Annotated in this window: 11 protein-coding genes and 2 pseudogenes; 7 read left to right on the top strand and 6 right to left on the bottom strand. The window is 58.7% G+C overall.

Features of this window, described 5'->3' with window-relative positions; genetic code table 11:
• Positions 1-397: 397 nt before the first annotated feature.
• Positions 398-1,339, bottom strand: coding sequence for an NmrA family NAD(P)-binding protein (locus tag ELH03_RS34395; RefSeq protein ID WP_130767453.1), 942 nt, complete (start codon positions 1,337-1,339; stop codon positions 398-400).
• 270 nt (positions 1,340-1,609) lie between these two features.
• On the bottom strand, positions 1,610-2,677 hold the full coding sequence (locus ELH03_RS34385) for an IS110 family RNA-guided transposase (RefSeq protein ID WP_130806999.1): 1,068 nt from the start codon (positions 2,675-2,677) through the stop codon (positions 1,610-1,612).
• A 203-nt stretch (positions 2,678-2,880) separates the two neighbouring features.
• On the opposite strand from ELH03_RS34385, the gene ELH03_RS34380 reads away from it, so the two are divergent.
• A complete protein-coding gene (locus tag ELH03_RS34380; RefSeq protein WP_105008647.1) occupies positions 2,881-3,684 on the top strand; it encodes an AraC family transcriptional regulator in 804 nt (267 codons plus the stop codon).
• Between the two features lie 133 nt (positions 3,685-3,817).
• Here the strand turns inward: ELH03_RS34380 and ELH03_RS34375 are convergent, their stop codons facing one another.
• Positions 3,818-4,198 (bottom strand): RidA family protein, encoded by a 381-nt coding sequence (locus tag ELH03_RS34375; protein WP_105008646.1) that lies wholly within the window; start codon positions 4,196-4,198, stop codon positions 3,818-3,820.
• A gap of 155 nt (positions 4,199-4,353) precedes the next feature.
• Between ELH03_RS34375 and ELH03_RS38360 the strand changes: the two are divergent.
• The 5 genes and pseudogenes from ELH03_RS38360 to ELH03_RS34355 form a co-directional block, all read left to right on the top strand.
• Positions 4,354-4,569 (top strand): annotated as a pseudogene (locus tag ELH03_RS38360) (carbon-nitrogen hydrolase family protein); the annotation flags it as partial.
• Positions 4,570-4,911 (top strand): hypothetical protein, encoded by a 342-nt coding sequence (locus ELH03_RS38355; protein ID WP_245504945.1) that lies wholly within the window; start codon positions 4,570-4,572, stop codon positions 4,909-4,911.
• Positions 4,912-4,963: 52 nt separating this feature from the next.
• Positions 4,964-5,176: a GNAT family N-acetyltransferase gene (locus tag ELH03_RS38350; protein ID WP_245504946.1), complete on the top strand. Its 213-nt coding sequence runs from the start codon at positions 4,964-4,966 to the stop codon at positions 5,174-5,176.
• Positions 5,177-5,326: 150 nt separating this feature from the next.
• Positions 5,327-5,506 (top strand): hypothetical protein, encoded by a 180-nt coding sequence (locus tag ELH03_RS34360; protein ID WP_130767636.1) that lies wholly within the window; start codon positions 5,327-5,329, stop codon positions 5,504-5,506.
• A 160-nt stretch (positions 5,507-5,666) separates the two neighbouring features.
• Positions 5,667-6,275, top strand: a complete 609-nt coding sequence (locus ELH03_RS34355; protein ID WP_130767637.1) for a J domain-containing protein — start codon at positions 5,667-5,669, stop codon at positions 6,273-6,275.
• Between the two features lie 74 nt (positions 6,276-6,349).
• Here ELH03_RS34355 and ELH03_RS34350 read toward each other — a convergent pair whose 3' ends face one another.
• Genes ELH03_RS34350 through ELH03_RS34340 form a run of 3 tightly spaced genes read right to left on the bottom strand, consistent with a single transcriptional unit; the run spans position 6,350 to position 11,803 of the window.
• The gene (locus ELH03_RS34350) at positions 6,350-9,616 is read right to left on the bottom strand and encodes an error-prone DNA polymerase (RefSeq protein WP_130767638.1); all 3,267 of its coding nucleotides are present in this window, start codon (positions 9,614-9,616) and stop codon (positions 6,350-6,352) included.
• The gene (locus ELH03_RS34345; protein ID WP_130767639.1) at positions 9,613-11,130 is read right to left on the bottom strand and encodes a Y-family DNA polymerase; all 1,518 of its coding nucleotides are present in this window, start codon (positions 11,128-11,130) and stop codon (positions 9,613-9,615) included. Before ELH03_RS34345 ends, ELH03_RS34350 begins: the two co-directional genes overlap by 4 nt.
• Entirely contained in the window at positions 11,045-11,803 is a 759-nt protein-coding gene (locus ELH03_RS34340; protein WP_128404318.1) for an ImuA family protein, read from the bottom strand. The genes ELH03_RS34345 and ELH03_RS34340 overlap by 86 nt, the downstream gene beginning before the upstream one ends.
• A 292-nt stretch (positions 11,804-12,095) precedes the next feature.
• Between ELH03_RS34340 and ELH03_RS34335 the strand changes: the two are divergent.
• Positions 12,096-12,868, top strand: a pseudogene (locus ELH03_RS34335) (SOS response-associated peptidase family protein).
• Positions 12,869-12,881: the final 13 nt, after the last annotated feature.

Genomic DNA, 12,881 nt, shown 5'->3' with positions numbered 1-12,881 from the left:
ACAAACTTCAAGCTAATCACCGATATAAGAACCACTGGATTCTTCTGTGTTTTCCCGTCAGCAAAATCCGCAACAGACACCGGTTATGTCGCCTTGAACGGATTCGAACCGTCGACACGGTGGGAGATGTCGTCCGCTCAACAATGATTTCCGATATTTAACAACGGCTGGAGATGGCGGGAGTCAAATGGCGTTATCGCTCACCGTTTCGTTTCATCGGGATTACTCTCCTCTGGCCAACGTTGACCAAGAGCGCTAAACCATTCCCGAGGTACCGCTAAAACATTGATGGCAAAAACGCGCCAATTGCGGTCTGCCGCAATTCTTAAATTGCGGCAGCACCCAATAAAGACTGGAGATTGCTGGAATGATTCGAAAGAACCAACACGAAATCTAGCTAGTCTTTGGCGGTCCACATTGCAAACGTCTCTCGTTCGTCTCCCTCTCTGACCGACTCCAGGTAACGCGGCTTCCAAACGTCACCAATGAACACTTCCATCGTCGTGGGCAATTTCGGACGATACTCGTGCTCCCCATGGAACCTTACGATGCCACTGTTCAAAGCGTCAGCACTGAGGGTGTCGTCCTGCCATTTCTCCAGCGTCCCGAACCGCGCCAGAAATTCAGCTTCCACGTCTTTGCGGGTCGTCTCGATGTATCGGTACTCCACCGGCCTGCCGATCTCCTTGCCAATGATCACGGCCAGTTCGTTCATCGAGACCTCTTCCGAGCCGACTTCGAGATAGACGCGGTGTCTGCCCCTCGGATTGGTCAGTTCCTTCGCTGCCAGCCATGCGATGTCATCGGTCGCCACCCAGGGCATCTTTAAATCAGGTTTGCAGAACCAGGCAATTCGACCGTATTTGGCAACCGGCCCCGTCCACGCCGACACATCCTCCATGAACCAGGCGGCGCGCAAGTGGACCAAATTGATATTGTCGAGTTCGTTGAGCTTTTCGTCCAGATGGTGAAAGCACTCGAAATGGCCCGTCTTCCCTTTCACGTCGGAACCCATGGCCGTTAGGCTTACGGCCAGTTTGACGGAGGATTTTTCGAGCGCATCGACGAAGCGCTGGGCAACAACGGGGTAGTGTCCCTCGATGTTGTTCCAATCGGTCTTCACCATCAGGAACGCAGCATCTGCGTCCTGGAAAAATTGGTCAAGGTCTCCCGCTCCTGTGTCAAAGCTTCCCAGGAACGGCTCTGCTCCGAGCTCGACCAGTGCGTCGAGCGCTGGGCCACCTCTCGACAACGCTCTGACCTGATGCCCGGCGCCCAGCAGAGTCCGGGTCAGCTTGGCGCCAACTCGTCCCGTTGCACCGACGACAGAAATTCGCATAACAGTCTCCAATGAAAGAACGCAAGGGGCAGAACACCACCATTTGGCGGCTTTTCCTTGGGTTCGGTTAAGTTTTGACCGGCATTCGCACCGATCGGCAAAGTCTCTCTTTCCGCCGGACAGATCGCTTTGCTGTCCTTCGGTTCTTGAACCAGTCTCCAATGCGTGACCTGATGCCTGGGGCTTCGGTCACAGAGTGGCGTTCGGCTCCCGGTTTCCCATTCTCCTTGAGAAGCGCAGCCCAGTCCTGCCGGGCTCGCTAGACTGCCATCAGGACAACCGGGATATCGTCGACGCGCCTTCCATGGTGCTTTCGCCGCGCGGCTCGTAGGCGCGCTGGTCACGCAGGATCTGGAAGGTGATCGTCAAAAGCTTGCGCGCAATCGCCACCCGCGCCTTGTTTATTCCTTTGATCTTCAGATGCTCGTATTGGGCGCGCAGCTGTGGATCGCTGGCGATGGCAGGAGCGACGGCTTCGACGAAGGCCCAGCGCAGCCACTTGTTGCCCTGCTTGATGATCTTGCCGTGGAAGGTCTTGCCGCCGGAGGAATGGGTCGACGGCACAAGCCCGGCATAGGCGGCAAGCTTCTTCGAGTGGCGGAACCGCGATATGTCGTCGATCTCCGCATCGATCAGCCGGGCGATCAACTCGCCGATGCCGGGGATCGTCTTCAACAGCTTGACGTTGGCATTGGCCTTGGTCATCGCCCGGATCGTTGCTTCCGACTGTTTGATCCGCATGTCGATGTCGCCGATGAAGGCGAGACCACGATCGATCTGGATGCGGTCGATCTCCGAGACGTTCACTTGAGCCAATTGGACGCGGCCGGCCTTGCCAAACAAATCGCCAAGCTTCTTCAACTGCGCCGTCTGCTCCGGATAGCGGTCGAACACCGTGACGATGCGGTTCTTCGTCATTGTGCGCAGGCGCACGTAAAACATCCGCTCGCGCAGCGCGACGCGAAGGTCCCGCGATCTCTCGCTTGGCGCCCAGGCTTCGGGTACCAGATCGGCTCTGAGCAGATGTGCCAGCACCGTCGCGTCGATCTTGTCGGTCTTGATCTTGGCGTCGGCGATCGCTTTAACCTTCAGCGGATGAGCGAGAACGACATCATCACAAATGTCGTCGAGCCAGTCGTACATCACCATCCAGTTGCGCGTCGCCTCGACAACCGCATGCGAGTTCTCCCGATAGCGTTCGAGAAACCCGCCGAGCGACTGTCGGTCGTTCTTCACCCGGCCGGATCTCAGCGTCTTGCCGCTGCTGTCCTGAACCACCAGGTGGCTGTAGGATTTGTGATAGTCGACCCCGATATGGTATACATAAGAGGCAGTCATGCTTCCAACTCCCTTATTGAGATCTTCGAAACCCCAATAGGATAAGCCGAAAGGCTGGAAGTGTGACTGTCCCTCGATCATCATCTGCATCTCAGTGATCCGTTCTCTCAACGGGCGCGGCCTCTTTCATGCCACCTCCTTTCGGTTGTTGATCGCCCGATAGTAGACTATTGCAGTGCGCACGAATCTGGAGATAATGCCAAATGATCTCCAAATCGGGTCAATCCGCAAAACTGCTGCGCTCCTGCCACGACGACTTCGATCCCGACTGGTCAGATCGCCCGGCCTTCGCTGTCCGCCTCGACTTCAGTGACTATGAAGCTGAAGTGCCCCAGCACCAGCATCAGCAAGGGCAGCTCATTTTGGCCCTCCACGGGGCGGTCACCTGCAAGACGGAAAATGGCCTCTGGATTGTCCCACCGGACTGCGGGGTCTGGATACCCGGCGGCGTGCCCCACAGCAACCAGGTCACGTCCAACGCGCGCCTGTCCTATCTGTTCGTTCAACCAGGCGCCGCGACGCTGCCGCAGGAATGCTGCACTTTGTCTGTGTCGCCGATGCTCCGCGAGATGATCCTGCGACTGGCAGATGTATCGGTCAACTATGCTCCAGACGACCATGTCGGCCGTATGGTGCGGGTCTTGCTGGATGAACTCGCGCAAATGCCGATACAGGGCCTGGAATTACCCGCGTCCAGCCATCCGAAAATCGCCGCGATCACCGCTGCCCTGATGGCGGAGCCGAGCGACCGTCGCACCCTCGTGGAATGGGCGGCACACGTTGCAATGAGTGAGCGATCCTTGAAGCGGCTGATGGTCCAGGAAACGGGACTGACCTTCGGCCGATGGCGACGGCAACTGCACCTAATCATCGCATTGCGCGAACTGGCCAGCGGCGCGACGGTCCAGAGGGTGTCGAGCGACTTGGGATACGAATCGGCTACCGCCTTTATCGTAATGTTCAAGAAGGCATTGGGCACAACACCGACACGCTACTTCGCGAGATGATTTGCCGAGTGGCCGAATTCAGCAACGCTGGTCGGCCTTTGCGGCACGTGCCATGACTGCAATGGGCCAAATTCTGTCTTTCGTTTGCAGGACGTTATTCGCCCTTGGGCGCACTGCTGCCGTTAAAACCGGATCAGGCTAAGGCGATCATCGCAATCGACACCTTCATGCCGGGGACGCGGACTGGCATCTTAGCGCCTTGCCTCGCCGGCGGGTCGGTCGGGAACCAGCGTTCCCACTCTTCACTGGCGGGCGCAAAATCCTCCTCATCAGCGATGATGAGTGTGGCGCTCACCGCTTGGGCCAAACTGCTTCCGGCTTCCTCTAGTATCGCCGCGATGTTGGTAAGGCACTGCGCGACCTGCGCCTGAACCGGCCCCTCGACAATTTTTCCCGTAGCAGGGTCGATCGGCGCGGTACCCGATACGAACACTAGCCCGGCCGCCTTTACCGCTTGGCTGTAGGACGCTGGGGCCGCTGGGGCGGAGCTGCTAGCAATAATCGTTCGTAACATCGATGCTCCAGAAGAAAACGCAGCACTATTGGAGGCGCAAGATCATATGTACCAGACTAGGCGACGGGGATCAAAATCCAAAATGCTGCTTACGCCGACTGCCACCATGGACGCATTGCGCCGACACCGGACATTGCGGCATTGCTCACCCTCGCCCCCAGAGCACGGCCGCTCCCTCGGGGATCGCTTCGGCGGATGGCCAGTGGGCCGTGCAGTGCCCTACGAACGGGTTACCCGCTATTGCTGTCGCGGATATCAAAACCAACCCGGAGAGTCTTGCGCGGCCGTGGCGGAGAAAGGCTCGCGGCGATCTTTACGCAACTCTTCACATAGAAGGCGATCCAAGAAGTGATGGCAGAAACCTATTTTAGTTGATCATCAGCGATCGGGGCCGGCCTTCGGCCCCGACAACATGTTTATATCGCGGAAATCCTGAATTTCAGACGCCGCAAAAGGCAGCTATAAAAATCAAGCAAATGTCGGGATTTTTGCGAGGGGGAGCGACGGGAAGTGGAGTTCTGATGGTGAGTGACAGTGGTAATGGTGTTGTGGTTAGGCGGATCATTGAGTTGCCAGACCACTTTGATCAATTCCTTGTTGAAGCCGATGCCGAGGGCTTCGACACCATGTCCGTGCTTCAGAACGAGTGGTTCGACGGGTCTAACCGCTTCGAACGCTCCGGCGAAATACTAGCGCTAGCCACCCATCAATGATGAAATTGCCGGCATCGGTGGCATCACGCAGGATTTTGTCGATAGCAGTTGGTTGCGTATGAGGCGGTTCTACGTTCGGCCAGCCTACCGCAGGCGTGGGGTTGGTCGACAGATTGCGCTTTACGTCCTTGAACATGCAAAACCATTTGATCGCCAAATCGCACTCTATGCCGATGGTCCTGAGGCGGAAGTGTTCTGGCCAACACTTGGATTTGGCCCAATTAATCGCGAGAATACGACCCATGTCTTCCGTCGCGGTATATAAGCCCATGGCGTGTCGCACAACTTGTGATTTTGGATACATTTCGCAGTTTTGACTTCGCTTGTTCGCGCCTTGTGAACATCGCGGATTGAAGATGAAATCAGTTGTGACCATACCAAGGGCCGGTACTCTCCCCCGAAAGGAGAACCGGCAATGACGATAGACGATCAAGAACTTCTCAGCAGATTGCAGCACGCACTTGAGGGAATTGGCCCCGATGATTGCTCATCGGAACGCGCCCAGAACATCAAAGATTTGGTTGTCAAGACACTCGATACTAGCATTCGTTTTCTCACCAAGGAAAACCATGTGTCAGCCGCAAACGACAAATAGGGCTTCTGCAAAATTTCTGATTTTTTGATGCGGATGATTGTTGCGAAGAGCGGACTTGCCGCAGTCGACTAAACTTGCGTGCCTAGCATGAGCTGCTGATGGTCAAAGGATCGGCGTCTGCAATCTTGTCGTGTCCGGCAGCAAAGTCGTATAACGCGCCATGACGTCTGATTCAAAGATTTTTGTCGGCCTGAGACCGACGCGAAACAAACCGGCTGAACATCGCGAAACAAGTGGCCCGAGATGCCAATGGGACGGATGCGACAAACAAGGCATGCATCGCGCGCCCGTGGGAGCGGATGCTGAGGGACTGTACCTGCTGTTTTGCCGTAGCCACGCAAAAGAGTATAGCGAAGGCTACAATTACGTGACGAAGCTGTCGAACCCCGTCACGGCTCGCTATCAGAGGGAAGCGGCTAGTGGGAGCCGCCCTAGCTGGGGAGTTAGAGTCAATCACTCTTCTGGAACGCCCCTCCCCTCCTCAATTCGCTCCGGGACCGCGAAGACGATCAATGCAAGAAAAAACGCCACGCAAAGGCAAGCGACAAGAGTGGCCCTTCAATCCCGCAAACTTAAGGTGCTAGAAGCAAAAGCATTCGAAACGCTCGCTCTCTCACCGGACGCAACGCCGGATGAAATTAGAAGCCGGTACAAGCTGAAGCTTAAGATGCACCATCCCGACGCAAACGATGGAGATCGCGCGTCAGAGGAGATTCTGCAGGCGACGATCGACGCCTATAAAATCCTGAAGCTCAATGGCTTCTGTTAGGTGCGATACACACTGGCCGCCTTGAACGGAATCGAACCGCCGCATTCTCAAGGATGAGCTATCACACTGGATTCCTAGTGAAAATTCCGGCTCTTGATCTTCAGCGTATCGATATGCAGGTCCGGAATGAAAATATCCCGCGGTTTGACCGCCGGCGATCGATCTCGCGAATCCGAACTTCCCGGCGATCCGTGAGCAAACTCGTCGCCACGGCCCGCCGGCAGTTTGAACTCCCCGTCACGATCGGCCAAACCGGATAGTTCGCCCGACAGATCAAACAGTTGCTGGGCGATGAGGTGCACGACCTCCCCTTCCCGCTGGATCCGACCGTTGATCGCCATCATGCTCGATCCGAGCACAACGCGTCGGCGCCGCTCGAAGAGCTTCGGCCAGACGACGACGTTTGCCGGACCGGTCTCGTCCTCGATCGTCAGGAACATCACGCCTTTTGCCGATCCGGGCATCTGACGGACGAGAACGAGACCTGCGGTCATCAACCAACGGCCATCTCGGGCCGACATGGCTTCACCGCAGGTGACGATGCTTCGAGCGGCAAGGTCCTTGCGCAAGAACGCGATCGGGTGCTCGCGCAGGGTCAGGCCGGTATGGCTGTAGTCCTGGATAACGTTGTGGCCATCTGTCATCTGCCGGAGTTGGACATCAGGCTCCTGCTGCTCGGCGATCGTCTTCATCTCGCGCTCGGCAGCAGCAGCAAAGAGCGGCAGTGGCTCGTCACGCAACGCTTTGATCGCCCACAGCGCATCGCGTCGTTGAAGTTCGAGCGATGGCAGGAAAGCATCGGCCTCCGCCAGTTCGACCAACGATGCTGCCGGAACGCCCGAGCGCCGCCACATGTCATCGACGCTGTCGAAGGGCTGATCGGCACGGGCGGCGACGATGCGTGCCACGTCGACTGCGGCCAGGCCACGCACCAGACGCATACCCAGGCGGACAGCATGGCGGCGCTCGTCTCCCTTGACCTGCTCGAGCGTGCAGTCCCAGCGAGAGCGGTTGATACAGACCGGCAGGATCTCCACACCGTGGTTGCGGGCGTCGCCGACGATCTGGGCGACCGCGTAGAACCCCATCGGTTGGCTGTTGATCAAGGCCGCGCAGAACGCGTCGGCGTAATGGCATTTCACATAGCTGGAGGCATAGGCGATGAGCGCGAAGCTTGCGGCATGGCTTTCCGGGAAGCCGTAGGAGCCGAAGCCTTCGAGCTGAGAAAAGGTCTTTTCAGCAAACTCCGGCGAATATCCATTCTTCACCATGCCGGAAACGAGCTTGTCCTTGAACTTCGAGACGCCACCGGTGAACTTGAACGTGGCCATCGATTTACGAAGCTGATCGGCCTCGCCGCCGGTAAAGCCGGCGCAGACCATCGCCACCTTCATCGCCGACTCCTGGAAGAGAGGCACGCCAAGTGTCTTTCCAAGCACCGCTTCCAGTTCGGGCGTCGGATAGACGACCTGTTCCTTCCCTTCGCGACGGCGCAGGTAGGGATGCACCATGTCGCCCTGGATCGGCCCGGGCCGGACGATCGCCACCTGGATGACGAGATCGTAGAAGGTCCGCGGCCTCAGCCGCGGCAACATCGCCATCTGAGCCCGGCTTTCGATCTGGAATGTTCCGAGCGTATCGGCCTTGCGGATCATCGCATAGGTCGCAGAGTCTTCCTGCTCGATATTCGCTAGATCGATCGTTTCGCCTTTATGCTCCTCAATCAGCTTGAATGCTTTTGCCATGCAGGTCAGCATCCCCAACGCTAGGACATCGACCTTCATGAACTTCAGGGCTTCGACATCGTCCTTGTCCCATTCGATCACCTGCCGGTCGGCCATTGATGCGGGCTCGATGGGGACGAGATCGTCGAGCCGATCATGCGTCAACACGAATCCACCGGGATGCTGGCCCAGATGCCGGGGCGCGCCCATCAACTGCTGCGCAAGTTTCAGCGTCAGTGCGAGGCGACGGTCGTCGGGATTGAGGTTGAGTTCGCGCAGGTCCCGGTCGCCGACCATATCGGCCGACCAGGACCACATGCCCGACGAGAGAGCCTTGATCATATCCTCCGGCAGACCGAGTGCCTTGCCGACATCGCGGATCGCCCCTTTCGCACGATATCGGGTCACGGTCGCGCACAGAGCTGCCTTCTGATGGGTGTAGGTCTTATAGATCCACTGAATGACTTCCTCGCGGCGCTCATGCTCGAAGTCGACGTCGATATCCGGCGGCTCGTCGCGCTCCTGGGAAACGAAACGCTCAAAGAGCAGGTCGTTCGTCTCAGGATCGATCGACGTGATCCCGAGGATATAACAGACGGCCGAGTTTGCCGCAGATCCCCGCCCCTGGCAAAGAATGCCTTGGCTGCGAGCATATCGGACGATCGAAAACACGGTCAGGAAGTAGGGTGCGTATTTCATGGCCCGGATGAGGTCGAGCTCATGCCGAATGATTTTCAGAACGTTGTCCGGCAGACCTTCCGGATAACGCGTAGGCGCGCATTCCCAGACATAATGCTCGAGAGACGCCTGCGCGTCCTTGCCTGGGACGATCGCCTCCTCAGGATATTGATAGGTCAGCTCCTCGAGCGAGAACCGACAGCGATCGGCGATTTCCATCGTCCGGGCCAATGCTTCCGGGTAACGGGGAAACAGCCGCTGCATCTCTTCCGGCGGCTTGAGGAATCTATCCGCATGACGCTCCCTCTCGAAACCGACGTCATCGATCGTGGTTCTGGTGCGAATACAGGTGACGACGTCCTGCAGCTGACGGCGCGACGGTTCGTGGAAAAGAACGTCATTGGTCACAACGGTCTTCACCTTGAAGCGTGCGGCCATGTTCGACAGCTCGTGCAGCCGCATCTGGTCGTTCGGCCGCCGGCGAAGGGAAAGGGCGAGATACGCCCGGTCCCCGAACAGCTCCGCCATCTTTCTGAGCTGCACGGCGCAGGTCTCGTCGGGCAGATCGGGCACCAGAATAGCGATCAGGCCTTCGGCATAGAGGGCAAGGTCGTCGAGATGCAGGATGCAATTGGCTTTGCCGCCCCTGCCCTTGCCGAGCGTCAGCAAACGGGTCAGGCGCGAATAGGCGGCACGATCTGTCGGATAGACCAGGATCGACATGCCATCCTGCAGATCGAGACGGCAACCGACCAACAGGCGAACGCCTGTGGCGCGAGACGCCTCGAGAGCCCGGACGATGCCGGCGAGCGAGTTTCTGTCGACGACGCCAAGCGCTTCGATGCCGAGCGCCTTGGCGGTCGCAAACAGCTCATCCGCCGACGATGCCCCGCGCAGGAATGAGAAATGTGTCGTAACCTGGAGCTCGGCGTATCTCATGCGAAAATCCCGTGCAGGAACCATTTATGCGAGCCGGTCGCCGCATCGATGCCATCGCCCGACCTGAATATCCAGAAGCGCTCGCCACCCTCGTCCTCGATCACGAAATAGTCGCGTACCGCATCGAACTCGGAGCCTCTCGTCCACCACTCGCCGAAAATCCGCTCCGGGCCGTCAGCACGTTTCACCCGTCGGCGCTTGCCGCGCCAGGTCATCGACACGGGCGGATGATCCGGCAGCAGTGCGATCACCTCGATGAGATCCGGGCGGGAGAGGATGCGAACGGGTCGAGGCCAGTGCAAGCTCCATGACGAACCGGTCTCCCCGGCAACCGCACTCACGCGCTTGACGCTGCGCTCGGGCACGTCGCTCGCCACAGGCACTATCCGATAGACACGCTGCCCGCGATTGCCGATCACGTCGATCAGCGGCGCAATATCAACGATCTCCTCCTCGATCAGGGAGGAGGCTTTCTGCACTTCGGTGAGCGGTTCGGCGATGACAGCCACCAGCGAGAGCTTCTCGATCCCGAGGCCCGGCTCGATTTTCTCGATCCGGTCCTTGAAGAGCTTTGTCAGCCAGGCCACATTGCGTGCGGGCTTCGCGGTTCCAGCACGGATCGCCTGCAGAGTGTTGTCGACCTTGTGGACGAGAAGATCCGCGCGGCGAACGCCGAGGCCCTTCTGCTGGAGCGCTTCGCAGAGTTCAACGACCAGCCGGGAGACATATTTGGCGATGGTCTCGGGCGCGCCGATCGGCTCGGCGAAGGCGCGGCTGACCTCGATGGCATCCATTGGACGGATCGGATCGATCGGCTCCGGCAGCCGCCCATACATTTGGTCGAGACGGCGGCCGATTTCGGGACCAAAGCGAAGGGCAAGCGGCGCGCGTGCTGTGGCTGACAGCTCGCCGATCGTCTGAAACCCGAGGGTCCGCAGGCCGATGACGGTTTCGGAGGGCAACCGTATTGATGATATCGGCAGCCGCTCGACGAAGCGTAATGTCTCACCCCGCGCAACGATCACGGTATCGCGCTTGCTGACCCTGGCCAGCGCATGGGCCGCACCCCAGGTGTCGGCAATCGCAACCCGCGCGGTCAACCCCTTGGCGCGGAAGCGATTGACAATGCCGGACAGCATCAGATCCTCGCCACCCTGGAGATGATCGGCGCCTTCGGTGTCCATGACGATGCCGTCGGGCGCATCCATTGCGACGATCGGCGTGTACTGCGTCAACGCCCAGAGCGTGAGGCGTTCAAGGGCCGCACCGTCTGCGGTCGGATCGGCGTCGACCATCTGCAGACCCTGAACGATGGCCTGCGCCTTGGCTGCCGGCATGCCAATATGAAGGCCTGCGGATCGGGCTAAGTCATCCGCGGCCGCGATCCATCGTTTGGAGCCACTCTTGGCGACGACGACAAGCGGCCGCTCAGCGAACAGCATTCCCGCGCCGTCGGCCCGTCTGATCCTGTCGATCGCGAGATCCGGAAGATAAATGGATACGACCCGTGGCATCGCACGCTCCTACAATAAACTCTGCGCACTCACCCGCCTTCACTCTCATCAGCTCCAGGAGCCATCGCGGCCGCCCGACGCCCGGAACCGGCAGCTCTTCCGATGGCAGTACGCTGACGCGCCACCTTGATGTCGACGCCGTCGGCTGGCCAAAATCGGATGCCTCCGTCTGCCGTCGCCATCGTCGCACGACCAGCCCCATCGTTCCGGTCTTCTCGGCCGCAAGCTGAAGCCGGCGTGATGCGGTTATGGGAAGACGGACGAGCTCACCGACCACGGCGCCCAAGCCACCGTAACCAAGACCTTCCTCCATGGTCGCCAGGACATCCTCTTCCCTATCGGCTTCGGCAAAGACCACGCGACCGGGATGGAGACCCGCCTGCGCCAGTGCCGGGAAAAACAGGTCTGGACGCGTCATGCACCAAAGAATCTGTCCCTTGGTTCGCGCAGCGATCCCTGCCACGCAGAGGGCCGCGGCCGCACCATCGACCGTTCCGGATCCGCCACCCGCGAATTCGTGCAAGGCGCCATAGGCGAGACCCCCGCCTGGAAGCACCGCGTCTATTTCGGAAACCCCAAAAGCAAGGCAGCCGACCTTGCTCGTCGATCCGCCCTCAAGGGAGGCGATACGGTCTCTTAGATCGGCAATTACCCTGTTGCGGGCAGCAGTCATCATTCACGCGTCCCTTGAAGGCCGTGTTGGAGTTTCGACTTCATGTCGTTCAAATGCAGATGTTCTTTATCTGTTCCGATGCCGCCGAAGAGTCAAGCAACCAAGAATAGGAATATTATCTCTCAACTTTAGGGAACCAAGAGATTCGCTTTGCGAAACATGGCCATGGGCCGATTGCGGCGATTTGGTCGAAGCGGAAATAAATTTCGTCGGATTCGCAACCTGCTATCCGCCGGTTGGCATTTGGCAATTCCATCGGTTACGATGCTCGCAGTGTTCACGGTCACTGCCTATGTGCAATCTGTACCGCATGGAAGACAAGGATTGGGTCGCCAAGTGGGCGCAGGATGTCGAGAGCATGATCAATCTCATGCCGGCGTACCAAATGAATCCGGATCAGATGGGCCGATCGTGCGCAATACGGCCGATGGTCGAAAACAGCTGGTGCATGCGCGCTAGGGTCTGCCCTCCCCGCTATTCGCCCTCAAGAAAGAAGCTGAGAAGAAGGCCGAAAAACTGCGAGCCAAGGGCAAGGAGGTCGACTTCGAGGCCCAGCTGCGTGATGAGGTGGACGGCGGCACCACGAATGTCCGCACGCTCAATTTCCCGTACTGGAAGCGTTGGTTCGGTGTTGAGCATCGCTGCCTCGTTCCTGTGACCAGCTTCGCGTAGCCCGATCCAGCCACCAAGGAAGAGGGCGGCAGGACCCCAAACGCCTGGTTGGCGCGCGATGAAAGCAAGCCTCTGATGTTCTTTGCCGGCGTCCACGTGCCGCAATGGACGAGCGTGCGAAAGGTCAACGACGGACTGACGACCGATGATCTCTACGGTTTTCTGACGACGGATGCGAATGACCTTGTGAAGCCTATCCACGATAAAGCCATGCCGGTTCTCCTTCTGACCAAGGAAGAGACTGATGTCTGGATGTGTGCGCCATGGGACGAGGCCAAGGCGCTTGCCCGTCTTCTGCCCAACGACGCGCTGATCGTAACATCCCGGGAGCCTTACGGCTCGACGATCGTGACGAAGGCCGGAGAACCAGTCGTCCAGCCGAGCCTATTCTGAGCCTGGACCGATC

Origin of the sequence: Rhizobium beringeri (assembly GCF_004306515.1) — a bacterium.
Taxonomy (GTDB): Bacteria; Pseudomonadota; Alphaproteobacteria; order Rhizobiales; family Rhizobiaceae; genus Rhizobium; species Rhizobium beringeri.
The sequence above is the reverse complement of the archived record's forward strand: the minus strand, read 5'-3'. Positions and strand labels throughout refer to the sequence as shown.